The organism is Streptomyces toxytricini, assembly GCF_014649915.1.
GTDB classification, from domain to species: Bacteria; Actinomycetota; Actinomycetes; order Streptomycetales; family Streptomycetaceae; genus Streptomyces; species Streptomyces toxytricini.
This window is the reverse complement of record NZ_BMTY01000019.1, coordinates 15,108-31,792: the sequence shown is the minus strand read 5'-3', so window position 1 is coordinate 31,792 and position 16,685 is coordinate 15,108. Positions and strand designations below refer to the sequence as shown.

The following is a 16,685-nucleotide window of genomic DNA, read 5'->3' as shown; positions in this document are numbered from 1 at the left end:
GGCCATGGCCGAGTTTTCCGCTGACCCCGCAGAAACGGTGACGATCCGCCGTGCCCGTACCCGTGATGTCCGCGCGCTGCGCCGGCTGCTGGACCAGTACGTGCACCAGCGGATCCTCCTCGACAAAGCCCCCGTCGTCCTTTACGAGGACATCCAGGAGTTCTGGGTCGCCGAACGGGACTCCGACGGCCTGGTCGTCGGCTGCGGCGCCCTCCACGTGATGTGGGAAGACCTCGCCGAAGTCCGCACTCTCGCCGTCGACCGCGACGTGAAGGGGGGCGGCGTCGGCCACCGCCTGCTCGTGCAGTTGTTGGAGACCGCCCGCGCCCTCGGCGTCAGCCGGGTTTTCTGCCTCACGTTCGAAGTGGACTTCTTCGCGAAGCACGGCTTCGTCGAGATCGGGGAGACCCCGGTCGAGACCGATGTCTACATGGAGCTCCTCCGTTCCTATGACGAGGGTGTCGCCGAGTTCCTGGGTCTCGAACGGGTGAAGCCGAACACGTTGGGCAACAGCCGCATGCTTCTGCGTCTCTGATCGATCACCGCGGCTTTTCCCGGGCTCCGCGCACCTGTGGCCTATGTCCGAATCGCGTACGTTTCCCTCCCCGTTGCGGTCCTGAACCTCTCCCGGGGGGTTTGTGTTTTCCCGGGAAAAGCGGTTTCCTTTCCGCGTACTGCTTTTCGATGAAAGGAAATCCGGTGGCACAGAAGGTTCAGGTCCTTCTTGTCGACGACCTCGACGGTGGCGAGGCGGACGAGACCGTGACGTTCGCTCTGGATGGCAAGACCTACGAGATCGACCTCACCACCGCCAACGCGGAAAAGCTCCGTGGTCTGCTCGAGCCGTACACCAAGAGCGGGCGCCGCACCGGCGGCCGTGCCGCCGCCGGCCGCGCCAAGGGCCGCGCCGCCTCCGGCTCCGGCCACCCGGACACCGCGGAGATCCGCGCGTGGGCCAAGGCCCAGGGGATGAACGTCAACGACCGCGGGCGCGTCCCGGCCGAGATCCGCGAGGCCTACGAGAACGCCAAGGGCTGACCGCGCAGCGGCGTGCGCCGCCGCAGCCGCGCCCGGTGGCACTCCGTCGCCGCCGCGGCGACCAGGCGCACGAGATCGGGCCGGTCCGCGGCCCCGCCGCCCCGCCCGGGCCCGGGCAGGGCCGGCAGCAGGGCCTCGCACCCCGGTCCGGGGGGCCGCAGCCACACGGCGGCCCCCCGGCGCATTCCCCGCGGCCACCGCCCCGGCGGGACCGGGGCGGTGAAGGCACCGCCCCGACCCAGGGCGGTGAGGTCCAGGGCGACCCCGCCCCACTCCAGCCAGTCCAGCAGCCCGTCCAGCTCGTCCGCGCTCCCCGCGGCCAGCAGGAAGCGCATCCGGCCGCCCTCCAGGGCGACGGGGCCCGTGGGAACGGTCCGCCGCAGCAGCTCCGCCCCCGCATCGGACGGCAGCTCCAGGGCGTCGAACCGGACCCCCGTGGGAAGGGCGCCGGGCGGGCCGCCCACCACGGGCCAGCCGAGGACGTCCCCGTACCAGGGGGCGAATCCGGCCTCGGGGGCGGAGCGGGGCGGCGGAACGGTGAAGGCCATGCCCGGAGCAACTCCGGGGGCCCCTCCGGGTTACGCTGGGCTTCCCGACAGGTGCGGAACGTAAAGCTCCCCGCCGGCGCGGTCCCGCATTCGGGACGGAATCGTGTTCGCCCGTAGCGGAGGGATGCGGTGCCGCGGGCATGGAGTGTCAGTGTGCACGGGTAAGACATTCCTAGTGGATCGGGGCGACACGCTGATTTGAGCGGTTCCGTTCGCCATCGGCGTACACGTGTGACGGGTATCTGCCTGGCCTGCGGGAACATCGTCTCGCACCATCGGGTTGGAGCAGTTGTCGGCTGTTGCAGCCGGTTTTCCCCACGGACACGGGGGTGAGCCGCGGACGGATGTCGGCAGTTGGAATGAGCTGTCCCGCCCCGCGGGACTAGCATGCGGAAGGACAGGGCGGGGACCGACCCCGAACTGCCCGACCGCTCTGAGGAGCGATAAACGATGTTCGAGAGGTTCACCGACCGCGCGCGGCGGGTTGTCGTCCTGGCTCAGGAAGAAGCCCGGATGCTCAACCACAACTACATCGGCACCGAGCACATCCTCCTGGGCTTGATCCACGAGGGTGAGGGTGTCGCCGCTAAGGCCCTGGAGAGCCTCGGGATTTCGCTCGAGGCTGTTCGCCAGCAGGTTGAGGAGATCATCGGCCAGGGCCAGCAGGCCCCGTCCGGGCACATCCCCTTCACCCCGCGGGCGAAGAAGGTCCTGGAGCTTTCGCTCCGAGAGGCCCTCCAGCTCGGCCACAACTACATCGGCACCGAGCACATCCTGCTCGGCCTGATCCGCGAGGGCGAGGGCGTCGCCGCCCAGGTCCTGGTGAAGCTGGGCGCCGATCTCAACCGGGTCCGTCAGCAGGTCATCCAGCTGCTCTCGGGCTACTCCGGCGGAGGCAAGGAGTCGGCCACCGCAGGCGGCCCGGCCGAGGGCACCCCCTCGACCTCGCTCGTCCTGGACCAGTTCGGCCGCAACCTCACCCAGGCGGCCCGCGAGTCCAAGCTCGACCCGGTCATCGGGCGCGAGAAGGAGATCGAGCGGGTCATGCAGGTGCTGTCCCGCCGCACCAAGAACAACCCGGTCCTCATCGGCGAGCCCGGCGTCGGCAAGACCGCCGTCGTCGAGGGCCTGGCGCAGGCCATCGTCAAGGGCGAGGTGCCCGAGACCCTCAAGGACAAGCACCTCTACACCCTGGACCTGGGCGCCCTGGTCGCGGGCTCCCGCTACCGCGGTGACTTCGAGGAGCGCCTGAAGAAGGTCCTCAAGGAGATCCGCACCCGCGGCGACATCATCCTGTTCATCGACGAGCTCCACACCCTCGTCGGTGCGGGCGCCGCCGAGGGCGCGATCGACGCCGCCAGCATCCTCAAGCCCATGCTGGCCCGCGGCGAGCTGCAGACCATCGGTGCCACCACGCTGGACGAGTACCGCAAGCACCTGGAGAAGGACGCGGCCCTGGAGCGCCGCTTCCAGCCGATCCAGGTGGCGGAGCCCTCGCTCCCGCACACCATCGAGATCCTCAAGGGCCTGCGCGACCGCTACGAGGCCCACCACCGCGTCTCCATCACGGACGAGGCCCTCGTGCAGGCGGCCACCCTGGCCGACCGGTACATCTCGGACCGCTTCCTGCCGGACAAGGCGATCGACCTGATCGACGAGGCCGGCTCCAGGATGCGCATCCGCCGGATGACCGCGCCGCCGGACCTCCGCGAGTTCGACGAGAAGATCGCGGGCGTCCGCCGGGACAAGGAGTCGGCGATCGACTCGCAGGACTTCGAGAAGGCGGCCTCCCTCCGCGACAAGGAGAAGCAGCTCCTCGCCGCGAAGGCCAAGCGCGAGAAGGAGTGGAAGGCCGGCGACATGGACGTCGTCGCCGAGGTCGACGGCGAGCTCATCGCCGAGGTACTCGCGACCGCGACCGGCATTCCCGTCTTCAAGCTGACCGAGGAGGAGTCCTCGCGCCTGCTGCGCATGGAGGACGAGCTCCACAAGCGCGTCATCGGGCAGAAGGACGCCATCAAGGCGCTCTCCCAGGCGATCCGCCGCACCCGTGCGGGTCTGAAGGACCCGAAGCGCCCCGGCGGCTCCTTCATCTTCGCCGGCCCGTCCGGCGTCGGTAAGACCGAGCTGTCGAAGACGCTCGCCGAATTCCTCTTCGGCGACGAGGACGCGCTGATCTCCCTCGACATGTCGGAGTTCAGCGAGAAGCACACGGTTTCGCGCCTCTTCGGTTCGCCCCCCGGCTACGTGGGCTACGAAGAGGGCGGCCAGCTCACCGAGAAGGTGCGCCGCAAGCCGTTCTCCGTCGTCCTCTTCGACGAGGTCGAGAAGGCCCACCCGGATATCTTCAATTCCCTTCTCCAGATCCTGGAGGACGGTCGCCTGACCGACTCCCAGGGCCGGGTCGTGGACTTCAAGAACACGGTCATCATCATGACCACCAACCTGGGCACCCGGGACATCTCGAAGGGCTTCAACCTGGGCTTCGCCGCCCAGGGCGACGTCAAGACCGGCTACGAGCGCATGAAGGCCAAGGTCAACGAGGAGCTGAAGCAGCACTTCCGCCCCGAGTTCCTGAACCGTGTCGACGACACGGTGGTCTTCCACCAGCTGTCGCAGGACGACATCATCCAGATCGTCGACCTGATGATCGCCAAGGTGGACGAGCGCCTGAAGGACCGCGACATGGGCATCGAGCTGAGCGGTGACGCGAAGCTCCTGCTCGCCAAGCGCGGCTACGACCCGATCCTGGGCGCCCGCCCGCTGCGCCGGACCATCCAGCGCGAGATCGAGGACATCCTGTCGGAGAAGATCCTCTTCGGCGAGCTGCGTCCCGGCCACATCGTGGTCGTCGGCAAGGAGGGTGAGGGCGAGGAAGCCAAGTTCACCTTCCGCGGCGAGGAGAAGTCGGCCCTGCCGGACCTCCCCCCGATCGAGGCGACGGGCTCCGGTCCGGACCTGAGCAAGGGCGCGTGACCGCGCGGCCCGCACAGGCGGCCTGACGCACCAGGGGCGGCCCCGGAACCACTCGGTTCCGGGGCCGCCCCTTTTGCATGGGCGGCGCCTCCGCGGGCACTCCGCGCCCGCTTCGAGGGCGCTCTCCGGGCCGCGAATCCGGCGCCCGCAGGGTCCGTACGGGCCATCGGCCGGTGACAAGGGGCACAGGGCAAAACGGACGTCCTATGACCTTTCGTAGATCCAGTGTCCGATTTGCCCCCACCTCGACCGGGGCATCAGTGCTGGCAGCGGGCGGTCTACGGCCTGCGTCACACGGCCCCCGGCTACGAGCCGGGGTAGTAAAAGGGACGTTTGGGGATGGCGTGGGGCGCGGGTTACCAATGAGGGGCAAGCCCGGCACCCGGTCGCACAGCGTGCCGGGCCGCCTGATGCCTGACTGCCCCTGTCCCCGGCCCCGGAGGTCATCCATGTCCGCGAAGCGCGTCACCACCCCCCGTACCCGTCTTGCCATCGGCGCAACCGCCATCGGTGCGGCCCTGGCCCTGGGTGCCGGGACCGGCTCCGCGTTCGCCGACGAGGCCCCCACCAGCCTGACCGCCACCGCCGAGCTGGTCGCCGCGCAGGCGTCCGCCCAGGCCTCCTCCGCCGCCAAGGCCGGCGCCTGGCAGAAGCCGCTCTCCACCTACACGCTCAGCGCCACGTACGGCAAGGGCGGCAACCTGTGGTCGCGCAAGCACTCCGGCCAGGACTTCGCCGTCCCGGTGGGCACCCCGGTCAAGTCCGTCTCCGCCGGCGTCGTCGTCAAGGCCGGCCCCAACGGCGGCGGTGACGGCCCGGCCTACGGCAACGCCGTCGTCATCAAGCACGCGGGCGGCACCTACTCGCAGTACGCGCACCTGTCCAAGGTCCAGGTGAAGGTCGGCCAGAAGGTCGCGAAGGGCAAGCAGATCGCCCTCTCCGGCAACACCGGCAACTCGACCGGTCCGCACCTCCACTTCGAGATCCGCACCACCCCGAACTACGGCTCCTCCGTGAACCCGGTCGCCTTCCTGCGCGCCGCCGGCGTCACCCTCTGACCCGGAGCCTCCTGCGGAGGGCACGGCAGGCCCGGCGGGGATTCCCCGCCGGGCCGGCTCAGTAGAGCAGCCAGGCCCCGGTCGGCTCGACCGACGCAAGCGCCTTGCCCGGCTTCAGCGTGTCGACCTGCGCCGCCGACAGCGCCTTGTCGTAGGTCTGGATGCTGTCCATGGCCCCGTTCCACGCGGCCGTCCACTTGTCCTCGTGCCGGGCGCGCGCCAGCTGCAGCGGCCCCTTCGCGTCGTGGATGCCGGGAACCGCCGCCTCACCGGCCTTCTTCCCGTTCACGTACAGGGCGATCTGCTTGCGCTCGGCGTCGTAGGTCGCGGTCAGCTCGGCGAAGGTCTTCTCCATCTTCGAGCTGGTGCCGCTGACGACGACGGTCGTGGCGTCCGCGCCCTGGTCCCCGGTCTGCACGCGGAACACCCAGGCCGGCTTCCCGTTCACCTGGTCCAGGCCCAGTGCGAACGACGACGACTTCTCGTTGCCCTGGCTGACGGCGATCTGCCGGCCCTTGTCGGAGCGGACCCAGACGCGGGCCGAGACGGTGAAGCTCTTGGACGTGTCGACGACCCGCTTCTCGGACTCCGCATAGGAGTTCTCGCCGCCCTTGGTGCGGACCTCGAAGCGCTTGTCGATCGGGAAGACGCCCGCGTCGGGGCCCATCTTCAGCGGCGCCTTCCCGGCGCGGTCCCGGATCTGCGTCGGGTCGTCCTTGACGGTCGGGCTGTTGTCCGCCGGCTTCTTGCTCTTGGAGCCGCTCGGCGAGGGCGAGGCCGGTTCCGAGGCCGCCGGCTGGTCGTCGGCCGCCTGCTGCTGCTCCCCGCCGCCGTCGCCGCCGAGCAGCCAGAACGCGCCGCCGCCCGCGAGCAGCGCCAGCACGGTCGCACCGCCGACGATCCCCCACGTCCTCTTCTTGCGCCGCTCGGCCGCCGTGCGGTCGGCCAGCGCCTCCCAGTCGGGCTGCTCGGACTGCTGCGGGAAGAACGGCGCCGGCGCCGGGGTCTCCTGGACGGGCAGCCCGGCCGGCGGCCACTGCGAGGGCGGCACGTGCGGGTTCTGCTGGAACGGCCCGCCGGGCGCACCCGGAGCGCCCGGTGCGCCGGGCCCGTCCTGCCGGTACGGGTTCGGGGCGTCCGCCTGCGGGAAGCCGTAGCCGCCCTGCGGGGCGGCCCCGCCCGGCGGCGGGCCGAAGCCGCCGCCCGCCGGGGGCTGTCCGGGCGGGAAGCCGTAGCCGCCGCCGGGTGCCGGCGGGACCGGCGGGAACCCGTAGCCGCTGTTCCCCGGAGCGGGCTCGGGCTGCGGGGTGGTCGGGGGATTCTTGCCGTCGGTCATGCCAGGGATGCTAGAACACGGCGCCGTACAGGAGTACGACCCGGTCCCGATCCCCTTCGGGGCGTCCGCTCACTCCGGCAGCCGGACGATGGGGAAGCTGCCCGTCGCCGTCGGGGCGTGCTCCGGCAGCCACAGGACGGCCACCGCGCCCGCGGCGGAGCCCTCCTGGTCCGAACCGCCCGGGGCGGCCACGTTCCGGAACGTCAGCCGGGCGCCCAGCACCCGTGCCTGCCCCTCCGCGATCGTCAGCCCCAGCCCGTGGCCCCCGCCGGCCCGGTCGGTCGACCCGGTGCGGAACCGGCTCGGGCCCTCCCGCAGCAGCGCTTCGGGGAAGCCGGGGCCGTGGTCGCGGACCCGGACCACCCGGCCCTCGACGTCGACCTGGACCGGCGGGCGCCCGTAACGGGCCGCGTTCGCCAGCAGGTTGCCGAGGATCCGCTCCAGGCGCCGCGGGTCGGTGCTGACGATCTCGTCCGCGACGATCCGTACGGTCGCCTCCGGCATCTGCGCCGCCACCCGGCGCCCGACGAACTCGCCCAGCGCCAGGTCCTGGAGCTCCGCCCGCTCGGACGCGCTGTCCAGCCGGGCCACCTCCAGCACGTCCTCGACGAGCGCCCGCATGGCCCGCGCCCGGTCCAGGACCAGCTCGGTCGGCCGGCCCGGCGGCAGCAGCTCCGCCGCCGTCAGCAGGCCCGTCACCGGGGTCCGCAGTTCGTGCGCGATGTCCGCGGTCACCCGCCGCTCGGCCTCCAGCCGCTGCTGGAGGGCGTCCGCCATGGCGTCGACCGCGCGCGCCAGGTCGTCGGTCTCGTCGCGGACGACGCCGCCGACGGCGTCCCGGACCCGTACGTCGGGGTCGCCGTGGGCGACGCGCTGCGCGGCGGCGGCGGCCTTCCGCAGCCGGCGCGAGATCTGCCCGCCGATGAGCACGCCGAACGCCGCGCCGGCGACGACGGCGGTCAGCGAGCCGACGACCAGAGCCCGGTCGAGGTCGCGGACCAGCTTGGCGCTGTCCTTGAAGGTGGTGTGCAGCGAGAGGACCTGGCCGTTGCCGAGCGGCACCGCCGCCCACACCTCGGGCAGGCCCCTGCGCGGCTCCTGGATGTAGGTGCCGCGCCGGCCCGACTTGGCCTTCTCCCGCAACTCCGCGGGCAGGTCCGGGTCGTTGAGCTTGGCGCCCATCGGCGGCTTGCGGCCCGCCTCGACGTTGCGGGCGATGAACTGGACGCGGTCGAGCTGCACCTCGCGGGCGCTGTCGAGCATCGAGGTCCGGGCGCCGCTGTGCACGACGAGGCTCAGGGCGACGACGACGAGCGCGGCGACGGCGGCGATGGCCGAGGCGATCTTCCAGCGGATGCCCGTGCGGAAGGTGAAGCGTCTCATCCCTTGAGCTTGTATCCGAAGCCGCGGACCGTCTCGATCCGGTCCTGTCCGATCTTGGTGCGCAGGCGCTGCACGTGGACGTCGACGACGCGGGTGTCACCGCCCCAGTCGTAGTCCCAGACCCGTTCCAGCAGCCGGTCCCGGGAGAGCACGGTGCCGGGCGCGGAGGAGAACTCCAGCAGCAGCCGCATCTCGGTCGGGGTGAGCGCCACCGGGGCGCCCGCCCTGCGGACCTCCATGCCCTCGGTGTCGACCTCCAGGTCCCCGAAGGCGAGGATCCCGTTCCCGGGGCCGTCGTCGCCGGGCCCGCCGGCCCCGTTCGGGCCGCCGGCGTGCCCGAAGCGGCGCAGGACGGCCCGGATCCGGGCGACGAGGACGGCGCCGTCGAACGGCTTGGTGACGTAGTCGTCCGCGCCGGCCTCCAGGCCGAGGACCACGTCGATGGAGTCGGCGCGCGCCGACAGCATGATCACGGGGACGGTGGACTCGTCGCGGATGCGGCGGCACAGGCTGACGCCGTCCATGCCGGGCACCATCACGTCGAGGAGGGCGATGTCGGGCCGGCGGGCCCGGAAGGACTCCAGGCCCGACAGGCCGTCGGGCATGGCGGTGACCGTGAACCCGTCGCGCTCCAGCGCCAGGGTGGTGGCCTCGCGGATGACGTCGTCGTCCTCCACGAACAGGACATGGGTCTCGGCCATGCGCACGCCTCGCCTCGGTATCTTCGCTTCGTCGGTGGGCCGCCCGGGCCCGGGTCTGGGGTCTGCCGGCGCCGGGTCGCCCCCGGGTGCCGGCGCGGCGCCTCAGCCCTTCGGGCTGACTGCCGGGGCGGGCAGGGCCCCGCCGTCGATGTTGCTGTAGTCGGTGTGCACGCGGTCGTGCTCGGTGAACCTCTCCCCGTCCCAGCGGTAGGTGACCACGTCCTCGCCGGAGGGGTAGGCGAGCGGGTCGCTCTTGCCGTACACCGGCTTGGTGACGACCAGGTCGCCCCGGTCGATCTCCGCGTAGACGGGCGGCTGCTCGTCCGAGAACACATTCTCGTACCTGCCGTCCTCGGCCCGGTACACGTACGAGCCGCGGCCCAGGGCGTCGGCGCAGGACAGCACGTTGACCACGATGTCGGCGGCCGGGCCGCCGGTGACCTTCCCGTAGCTGACGTCGACCGGGTACTCCTTGCCCGTGCAGGGCTTGAGATCCCGCTTGACCTGCGGGTTCACCTTGGGGTCGGCCATCAGCAGGGCGACCGGGTCGACCTTCTGGTACGGCTTCCCCGACCCGCCCGGCGCGCTCGGCGCGGAGCTCGCAGGGGCCGGGGGCGAGCCGCTCTTCGCGACGGTCTCCGTGCGGGCGGGGCCGCCGTCGCGCAGCCCCGTCCCCGCGGCCGAGCACCCGGCCGCGAACAGCACGGTGCCGACGAGGACGACCGTCCCCGCCGACATCAGTACCAGCGGCCCTCTGCCGCTCAGGAGTTGGCCGTTCAGGCCGCGCACCGCTCACGCCTCTCGTACCGGATGGTGGGGTCACCGCGGTGGTCACCGCGCTCCAGCGCGCGCATGTCCAGGTTCCGGCTCTCCAGCTCCTGCCGGAGCCGGGCCAGTGCGCGGTGCAGGGTGCTCTTCACAGTACCCGTGGACATGCCCAGCGCGGCAGCGGTCTCCTCCGTGCTCATCTGCTCCCAGTGCCGCAGCACGACGACGCTGCGCTGCTTGGGGGCGAGCACCTTCAGGATGTCCATCAGTAGGGCGCGGTCGGCGCGCTGCTCGGTGCCGTCCTCGACGGAGGCGTCCGGGAGCTGCTCGGTGGGGACCTCCTCCAGCTTGCGGGCGCGCCACCACTCGGTACGGGTGTTGATCATGACGCGGCGCAGGTAGGCGTCGGCCAGGGACTTGTCGGCGATGCCGTCCCAGCGGCCGTACGTGCGCACGAGGGCGGTCTGGAGCAGGTCCTGGGCGTCGACGGGGTCCGGGACCAGGCGGCGGGCGCTGCGCAGCAGCGCGTCCTGCCGGGTGCGTACGTACTCCTCGAAGCCGAGTACCTCGCCGTGCGCCATCTCCGACCGCCTCCGTTCCGTGCACCGCTCGTCCGCTGCAATGGACCCGAAGGTACGGAGGCGTTGTCACGAGCCTGTGCGGGCCAGCCTGCGGTGGGCGCACGGACACCCATAGGTTGTGTAACAACGCCTGTGAGCTGGGCTTTCCCCGAGAGAAGCGGAATGGATCAGTCAGCCGGAGGCGGGATGCTGCGGCAGCCGGTACACGCCACCGGGCAGCGGCTCCACCAGCCCGTCGGAGACCAGCCCGTCCAGTGCGCGGGCCCGCTGCACGGGCTCGTTCCACACCGTGTCCAGCACCGACTGCGGAACGGGTCCGACCGCGTCCCGCAGCACCGCGAGGAGCTTGCCCCTGACCTGCCGGTCCGTCCCCGCGTACGTCTGCCCGCGCCGCGGCGGCCCGTCGTGCGCGGGCTTGCCGGCCAGCCGCCACGCGCACTGCCCGGCCACGGGGCAGCGGGCGCAGTCCGGGTTGCGGGCCGTGCACACCAGGGCGCCGAGCTCCATGGAGGCCGCCGCCCAGCGGGCCGCCGTCGCCTCGTCCTGCGGCAGCAGCTCGCGGGCCAGGCGCCGCTCGGCCGCGGTCGTCGCGTTCGGCGGGTACTCGACGCCGGTCCTCGCCCGGGCGAAGACCCGGCGGACGTTGGTGTCGAGCACGGCGTGCCGCTGCCCGTACGCGAACGAGGCCACCGCGGCCGCCGTGTACTCGCCGATCCCGGGCAGTGCGAGGAGCTGCGCGTGGTCCTGCGGCACATCGCCGCCGTGCCGCTCCGTTATGGCCACGGCCGCGCCGTGCAGCCGCAGGGCGCGCCGCGGGTACCCGAGCCGCCCCCAGGCCCGCACGGCCTCGCCGGGGGCCTCGGCGGCCAGGTCGGCGGGGCGCGGCCAGCGGGCCAGCCACTGCCCGTACACGGGCAGGACCCGGCTGACGGGCGTCTGCTGGAGCATGAACTCGCTGACCATCACGCCCCACGGGCCGGCCTCGGGGCGGCGCCAGGGCAGGTCGCGGGCGTGCTCGTCGAACCAGTCGATGACCGGCGCGTGCAGCGGGTGGGGTGCCGCCGGGGCGCCGGCGGCACCGGTGGAGCCGGCGGGTGCGGTGGTGGTCGTCCGGGATGCAGTCATGGCTACCGCATCCTGGCACGTTTCAGGCCCTGCGTGCGGAGCCCGGACCGGTGAACCACATGGCCGCCGGGTTGCCGCTCGCCCGCATGGAGGCGGCGATCCGGCCCACCGGCCCGGTCAGCGCCAGGACGAAGAGGGCGGCGACGATCCCGCCGCCCACCAGGCCGACGGCCACGTCGTGCGGGTAGTGCACGCCGACGAAGACCCGGGAGTACGCCATCAGCGCCGCGATCGGCAGGGTCAGCAGCACCAGCCGGCGCAGAGCCAGGGCGAGGGCGACGGCCGCTGCCCCCGCGATGGCGGAGTGGTTGCTGGGGAAGGACCAGTCGCCCGGCTCGGGGCACACGGAGAGCGAGGCGGCCGCGTTCGCGACGGCCCGGCAGGGCCGCTCCTCCTGGACGAAGACCTTCACGGTCTCGGAGACCACGTACGCGAACGCGGTGGCGAGGGGGGCGAGCACCGCGAGGGCGACCGCCCGGGTGTTGCGCTGCCCGCGGCCGCGCCACCACACGGCTATGAAGAGGAAACCGAATATCAGCAGCCCGAGTTCGGTCCACACCTCGAACGCCGTCTGCACCCAACCGGGTGCGGAGCGGGCGGAGTCGGTGATGTCGCGGTAGAGGTCCGAGGTGTCCATGGTGACCGACCGTACTCAACGCGCGCGGGCGCCCGCGTGCCACCCCTGGCTGATTGTCCTCCCCCGCCGTCCGCCTCCAGGATGATCATCGGCAGAACCGGGCGGATGTGCGGCATGTGGGGCGCGGTTCGGGCCCCGGATTCTCGTAGAGTTCCGTCCGTGGGATCTATGCGCAATCCGGTCGGGCCGCTCCCCTCCTCCATCTACTGGCGACGGAGGGCCGTCCTGGCGTCCGTCGTGGCGCTCATCGCGCTGCTCGCCGTATGGGCCGTCAGTTCCGGTGGCGGCAACTCCAGTACGAACGGGAAGGGCCAGGACGGTCCCGACCCGGCGGCCTCGATCACGCCCGGGCCCTCGGGCACGGGGCCGGCCATCAGCCAAGCCCCGGGCGGGCGGCCCGAGTCGGGCGGCGGAACGGCCAAGAACGGTGAACCGGGCTCCGGTTCGGGCGGCGGCGCGGCCTCCGGCGCCGACCCCGGCTCGGCGGCGGGCGCGGGCGGCGGCGCCGGTACGGCCGGCGGCGCGGCGGCGGCGCAGGTGCCGGCCGACTCCCCGCTGCCGACGTGCTCGACGAGCGCCCTCCAGTGGGAGGTCAAGAGCGCCAAGAACGAGTACGAGGCGGGCGAGAAGCCCCGTCTGGAACTGATCGCCCGCAACATCACCGGATCCACCTGCAAGGTCGACCTCGGCCCGAAGCAGGCCGTCGTGACGATCCTGCAGGCGAGCACCAGCAAGGCCGTGTGGTCGTCGGCGGACTGCCCGCAGGGCGCGGGCGGCGCGTTCTTCCGCGTGCCGGCGCAGGGCGAGGCCAGGCACGCCGTCGAATGGGACCGCAAGCCCAGCGCCGCCGACCAGTGCCAGACGCCCCCGCAGGGCGCGGCCGTCCCCGACACCTACGTGGTGGAGGCCAAGGCCCCGGGCCTGCCGGTGGCGCGGACCTCGTTCGTGCTGAAGCCGGAGTAGGGCTTCTCGGATCCCTCCGGTCGAGCCCGCGCCGTCCGGTGCCGTGCATCGCGAGGGGGGCGAGGCGCGGTGCCGGGCGACGCGGGTCCCGGAACACCTCCCCGCGGTGGCCGGGGGAGCGGGCTCCGAAAAACAGGCCCTAGGGCCTTTCGCCAAACTCCCGCCTGCCCCGCGGCGCCTGGCACGCGCTCTCGCCGCACCGGGCGAAAGCCCGAGTACGTCCGGTACGCGGGCTTCCGCCCGGCACGCCGAGAGCACGCACCAAACGCCGCGGGGCCGCCCTCCGGGCGACGACGGGAGTTTGACGACAGGCCCTAGGCGCGCGGCGTCCGCCGGCCCACGCCCCACTCGCCGAGGGGCTCGACGGCGCCGGGGTCGGACACGGACAGCTCGTGGCCGAAGGCCACGGTCGCCCGCGGGGCGGGGTTGGTGACGGACTGTCCGCGCTCCGCCGGGGACGCCTGGCCGGTGGCCGCGGCCGCGAGGACGACACCGCCGGCCACGGCCACGGCGCCGGCAAGCAAGGTGATCTTCTGCTTCATGCTGGCTCTTGCCTTTCGCTCTGCTCGACATGTGCCGCTCTTCCGTCCCGGACCACCGAGGTGGCCGGGACGGGGCGCTGTGCGCCGGTGGCGGGGTTGTCCGCCGGCGCGGGGGCAGCGCCCCTGCGGCAGATCCAGTCGATCACGGTGGACGGGGAGGCCCCAGGCAATTCCACCGGCAGAAATGCGGGCGGCGTTGTTTTGCAGGGCCTCGCAATCCCCGTGCCGCCGCCGTGAGCGGCTCCGTCAGACGTAGCGTTCCAGGATCGAGGACTCCGCCAGGCGGGAGAGGCCCTCGCGGACGCTGCGGGCGCGGGCCTCGCCGACCCCGTCGACGGCCTGGAGGTCGTCCACACCGGCCGCGAGCAGCTTCTGCAGCCCGCCGAAGTGCTCCACGAGCCGCTCGATGATCGCGCCCGGCAGCCGCGGCACCTTCGCCAGCAGCCGGTAGCCGCGCGGCGACACCGCCGAGTCCAGCGTCTCCGGCGAGCCGGTGTACCCCAGCGCCCGGGCCACGATGCCCAGCTCCAGCAGCTCGGGGTGCGTCAGCGCGTCCAGGGCCGGCAGGGCCTCGTCGACGGTCCGCGAGCGCTTGGCGGTCGGCTCGGGCACGTAGTCCCGGATGACGAGCTCCCGCTCCTGCTCGATCCCGACCGTCAGCTCGTCCAGCTGGAGCGACAGCAGTCGCCCGTCCGTGCCCAGCTCGACCACGTACTCCGCGATTTCCGTCGCGATCCGGCGGACCATTTCCAGCCGCTGCGCGACGGCCGTGACGTCGCGCACCGTGACGAGGTCCTCGATCTCCAGCGCCGACAGCGTGCCCGCGACCTCGTCCAGCCGCAGCTTGTACCGCTCCAGCGTGGCGAGCGCCTGGTTGGCCCGGGACAGGATCGCGCCCGACTCCTCCAGGACGCGGCGCTCCCCGTTCACGTACAGGGCGATCAGCCGCATCGACTGCGAGACGGACACGACGGGGAACCCGCACTGCTTGGAGACGCGGTCCGCGGTGCGGTGCCGGGTCCCGGTCTCCTCCGTCGGGATCGACGCGTCCGGGACCAGCTGCACGCCCGCCCGCAGGATCTTGGTGAGGTCCTTGTCGAGGATGAGCGCGCCGTCGAGCTTGCACAGCTCCCGCAGCCGGGTCGCGGTGAACTCCACGTCCAGGACGAAACCGCCCGTGCACATCGCCTCGACGGCCTTGTCCATGCCGAGGACGATCAGGCCGCCGGTGTTGCCGCGGACGATCCTCTCCAGGCCGTCGCGCAGGGGCTGACCAGGTGCGACCGCGCTCAGGGAGGCACGCATCATGGCCTCCTGCCTGGAGCTCGCGCCCGACTTCCCGGATGCTGCTGCCCCGTCCTTGGCTGCCACTGCACTCCTCCGGTCGCGGGTTGCGCCGCCTGCGTAGGGCCGGGCGGACCAGCACAAAGTCTACCGGCGCCCGCTGCGCGCCCGCCGTGGCTTCGCCAGGCGCGCCCCGGGGGACCCCCGCACACGCCCTACCGCAGGCCCTCCCGGGGCTGTTCGCGGGCCGTCTCGCGGGCCGTCTCGCGGGAGCGCCGACGGGGCAGAACGCGCAGGGCATCGCCCATGTCCGCGACCTCCGTGACCTTCATGCCGGCGGGCACCTTCCCCGGGTCGGCGGGCACCAGCGCGTGCGTGAACCCGAGCCGGTGCGCCTCGGCGAGGCGCCGCTGCACGCCGGTGACCCGGCGCACCTCGCCGGCCAGCCCGACCTCCCCGATGGCGACGAGGTTCTTCGGCAGCGGGACGTCGCTCGCCGCCGAGGCGAGGGCCAGGGCGACGGCCAGGTCGGCGGCCGGCTCGGTCAGCTTCACCCCTCCTACGGTGGCGCTGTAGATGTCGCGCTTGCCGAGGGCGGTGATCCGGCCGCGCTGCTCCAGCACGGCCAGCATCATCGAGACGCGGGAGGTCTCCAGCCCGGAGGTGGTCCGCCGCGGGGAGGGGATCTGCGAGTCGACGGTCAGCGCCTGCACCTCGGCGACCAGCGGCCGCTTGCCCTCCAGGGTCACGGTCAGGCAGGTGCCGGGGACGGCCTCGGCGCGGCGGGTCAGGAACAGCCCGCTGGGGTCGGCGAGGCCGGTGATGCCCTCGTCGTGCAGTTCGAAGCAGCCGACCTCGTCGGTGGCGCCGTACCGGTTCTTCACGCCGCGCACCAGGCGCAGCCGGGCGTGCCGGTCGCCCTCGAAGCCGAGGACGACGTCCACCAGGTGCTCCAGCAGCCGGGGGCCGGCGATGGCCCCGTCCTTGGTGACGTGTCCGACGAGCAGCGTCGACATGCCGCGCTCCTTGGACGCCCGGATCAGGGCGCCGGCGACCTCGCGGACCTGCGCCATGCCGCCGGGCGCGCCGTCGATCTCGGGGGAGGCGACGGTCTGGACGGAGTCCAGGACCAGCAGCGAGGGGTTCACGGCCTCGATGTGGCCGAGGACGGCCGACAGGTCGGTCTCGGCGGCGAGGTAGAGGTGGTCGCTGAGCGCGCCGATGCGGTCGGCCCGCAGCCGCACCTGGCTCGCAGACTCCTCGCCGGTGACGTACAGCGTGCGGTGGGAGGGGCCGGAGGCCTTGGCCGCCACGTCCAGCAGCAGCGTCGACTTGCCGACGCCCGGCTCGCCGGCGAGCAGCACGACGGCGCCGGGGACGAGGCCGCCGCCGAGCACCCGGTCCAGCTCGTCGACGCCCGTGCTGCGGGCGGCCGCCGTCCTGCCGTCGACCTGCGCGATCGGCAGCGCGGCGGTCGAGACGCGGCCGGGCGCGGTGGTCCGCACGGCGGGCGCCCCCATCTCCTCGACGGTGCCCCAGGCCTGGCACTCGGGGCAGCGGCCGAGCCACTTGGCGGTGGTCCAGCCGCACTCGGTGCAGCGGTAGGAGGGCCGGTCCTTGGCGGACGAGCGGGATGTACGGGCAGCCATGGCGCCCACCGTAACGGCAGGGGCCGACAGCCAGGCGTCAGGCGGGCGGTCAGCGGCTGTTCGATCTCGTCACCCGTAAGGGCTAAAACAGCGCAA

The 16,685-nt window shown here is 72.7% G+C and carries 16 protein-coding genes; 5 read left to right on the top strand and 11 right to left on the bottom strand.

The genetic code is table 11. The features are described from left to right. Window positions 1-4 precede the first annotated feature (4 nt). Together IE170_RS23100 and IE170_RS23095 are read left to right on the top strand one after the other, a co-directional pair. Entirely contained in the window at window positions 5-535 is a 531-nt protein-coding gene (locus IE170_RS23100) for an amino-acid N-acetyltransferase (RefSeq protein WP_189811369.1), read from the top strand. 164 nt (window positions 536-699) lie between these two features. Next, on the top strand, window positions 700-1,038 hold the full coding sequence (locus IE170_RS23095) for a histone-like nucleoid-structuring protein Lsr2 (protein WP_114053576.1): 339 nt from the start codon (window positions 700-702) through the stop codon (window positions 1,036-1,038). Here the strand turns inward: IE170_RS23095 and IE170_RS23090 are convergent. Continuing rightward, window positions 1,017-1,586: an SCO3374 family protein gene (locus IE170_RS23090; RefSeq protein ID WP_189811368.1), complete on the bottom strand. Its 570-nt coding sequence runs from the start codon at window positions 1,584-1,586 to the stop codon at window positions 1,017-1,019. The genes IE170_RS23095 and IE170_RS23090 overlap by 22 nt on opposite strands. A 450-nt stretch (window positions 1,587-2,036) precedes the next feature. On the opposite strand from IE170_RS23090, the gene IE170_RS23085 reads away from it, so the two are divergent. Next, a complete protein-coding gene (locus IE170_RS23085) occupies window positions 2,037-4,562 on the top strand; it encodes an ATP-dependent Clp protease ATP-binding subunit (RefSeq protein WP_189811367.1) in 2,526 nt (841 codons plus the stop codon). 449 nt (window positions 4,563-5,011) lie between these two features. After that, window positions 5,012-5,620: a M23 family metallopeptidase gene (locus IE170_RS23080; RefSeq protein ID WP_189811366.1), complete on the top strand. Its 609-nt coding sequence runs from the start codon at window positions 5,012-5,014 to the stop codon at window positions 5,618-5,620. 58 nt (window positions 5,621-5,678) lie between these two features. Here IE170_RS23080 and IE170_RS23075 read toward each other — a convergent pair whose 3' ends face one another. From IE170_RS23075 to IE170_RS23045, 7 genes are all read right to left on the bottom strand, one after another. Beyond that, a complete protein-coding gene (locus tag IE170_RS23075; protein WP_189811365.1) occupies window positions 5,679-6,956 on the bottom strand; it encodes a LamG domain-containing protein in 1,278 nt (425 codons plus the stop codon). 69 nt (window positions 6,957-7,025) lie between these two features. Continuing rightward, a complete protein-coding gene (gene cseC / locus IE170_RS23070; RefSeq protein WP_189811364.1) occupies window positions 7,026-8,339 on the bottom strand; it encodes a two-component system sensor histidine kinase CseC in 1,314 nt (437 codons plus the stop codon). Further along, window positions 8,336-9,040 carry a two-component system response regulator CseB gene (gene cseB / locus IE170_RS23065; protein WP_189811363.1) on the bottom strand — a complete coding sequence of 235 codons (705 nt, stop codon included), beginning with the start codon at window positions 9,038-9,040 and terminating at the stop codon, window positions 8,336-8,338. The genes cseC and cseB overlap by 4 nt, the downstream gene beginning before the upstream one ends. Before the next feature lie 102 nt (window positions 9,041-9,142). Continuing rightward, window positions 9,143-9,778, bottom strand: a complete 636-nt coding sequence (locus IE170_RS23060; protein ID WP_189811469.1) for a hypothetical protein — start codon at window positions 9,776-9,778, stop codon at window positions 9,143-9,145. A gap of 38 nt (window positions 9,779-9,816) precedes the next feature. Then, the gene (locus IE170_RS23055) at window positions 9,817-10,389 is read right to left on the bottom strand and encodes a SigE family RNA polymerase sigma factor (RefSeq protein WP_189811362.1); all 573 of its coding nucleotides are present in this window, start codon (window positions 10,387-10,389) and stop codon (window positions 9,817-9,819) included. Window positions 10,390-10,560: 171 nt separating this feature from the next. Beyond that, window positions 10,561-11,514: an iron-sulfur binding domain-containing protein gene (locus IE170_RS23050; RefSeq protein ID WP_223855528.1), complete on the bottom strand. Its 954-nt coding sequence runs from the start codon at window positions 11,512-11,514 to the stop codon at window positions 10,561-10,563. Window positions 11,515-11,536: 22 nt separating this feature from the next. Continuing rightward, window positions 11,537-12,151, bottom strand: a complete 615-nt coding sequence (locus tag IE170_RS23045; RefSeq protein WP_189811361.1) for a phosphatase PAP2 family protein — start codon at window positions 12,149-12,151, stop codon at window positions 11,537-11,539. A 168-nt stretch (window positions 12,152-12,319) separates the two neighbouring features. On the opposite strand from IE170_RS23045, the gene IE170_RS23040 reads away from it, so the two are divergent. Next, the gene (locus tag IE170_RS23040; protein ID WP_223855645.1) at window positions 12,320-13,114 is read left to right on the top strand and encodes a hypothetical protein; all 795 of its coding nucleotides are present in this window, start codon (window positions 12,320-12,322) and stop codon (window positions 13,112-13,114) included. A gap of 314 nt (window positions 13,115-13,428) precedes the next feature. Here IE170_RS23040 and IE170_RS23035 read toward each other — a convergent pair whose 3' ends face one another. From IE170_RS23035 to radA, 3 genes are all read right to left on the bottom strand, one after another. Next, window positions 13,429-13,656 (bottom strand): hypothetical protein, encoded by a 228-nt coding sequence (locus tag IE170_RS23035; RefSeq protein ID WP_189811359.1) that lies wholly within the window; start codon window positions 13,654-13,656, stop codon window positions 13,429-13,431. 246 nt (window positions 13,657-13,902) lie between these two features. Then, window positions 13,903-15,027, bottom strand: coding sequence for a DNA integrity scanning diadenylate cyclase DisA (gene disA / locus IE170_RS23030; protein WP_189811358.1), 1,125 nt, complete (start codon window positions 15,025-15,027; stop codon window positions 13,903-13,905). A 128-nt stretch (window positions 15,028-15,155) separates the two neighbouring features. After that, window positions 15,156-16,589, bottom strand: coding sequence for a DNA repair protein RadA (gene radA, locus IE170_RS23025; protein ID WP_189811357.1), 1,434 nt, complete (start codon window positions 16,587-16,589; stop codon window positions 15,156-15,158). Window positions 16,590-16,685: the final 96 nt, after the last annotated feature.

Coding starts and splice junctions, on each gene's coding strand:
- IE170_RS23100 (WP_189811369.1), top strand. CDS start 5: ATGGCCGAGTTTTCCGCTGACCCCGCAGAAACGGTGACGATCCGCCGT.
- IE170_RS23090 (WP_189811368.1), bottom strand. CDS start 1,586: ATGGCCTTCACCGTTCCGCCGCCCCGCTCCGCCCCCGAGGCCGGATTC.
- IE170_RS23085 (WP_189811367.1), top strand. CDS start 2,037: ATGTTCGAGAGGTTCACCGACCGCGCGCGGCGGGTTGTCGTCCTGGCT.
- IE170_RS23080 (WP_189811366.1), top strand. CDS start 5,012: ATGTCCGCGAAGCGCGTCACCACCCCCCGTACCCGTCTTGCCATCGGC.
- IE170_RS23075 (WP_189811365.1), bottom strand. CDS start 6,956: ATGACCGACGGCAAGAATCCCCCGACCACCCCGCAGCCCGAGCCCGCT.
- cseC (WP_189811364.1), bottom strand. CDS start 8,339: ATGAGACGCTTCACCTTCCGCACGGGCATCCGCTGGAAGATCGCCTCG.
- cseB (WP_189811363.1), bottom strand. CDS start 9,040: ATGGCCGAGACCCATGTCCTGTTCGTGGAGGACGACGACGTCATCCGC.
- IE170_RS23060 (WP_189811469.1), bottom strand. CDS start 9,778: ATGTCGGCGGGGACGGTCGTCCTCGTCGGCACCGTGCTGTTCGCGGCC.
- IE170_RS23055 (WP_189811362.1), bottom strand. CDS start 10,389: ATGGCGCACGGCGAGGTACTCGGCTTCGAGGAGTACGTACGCACCCGG.
- IE170_RS23050 (WP_223855528.1), bottom strand. CDS start 11,514: ATGACTGCATCCCGGACGACCACCACCGCACCCGCCGGCTCCACCGGT.
- IE170_RS23045 (WP_189811361.1), bottom strand. CDS start 12,151: ATGGACACCTCGGACCTCTACCGCGACATCACCGACTCCGCCCGCTCC.
- IE170_RS23040 (WP_223855645.1), top strand. CDS start 12,320: ATGCGCAATCCGGTCGGGCCGCTCCCCTCCTCCATCTACTGGCGACGG.
- IE170_RS23035 (WP_189811359.1), bottom strand. CDS start 13,656: ATGAAGCAGAAGATCACCTTGCTTGCCGGCGCCGTGGCCGTGGCCGGC.
- radA (WP_189811357.1), bottom strand. CDS start 16,589: ATGGCTGCCCGTACATCCCGCTCGTCCGCCAAGGACCGGCCCTCCTAC.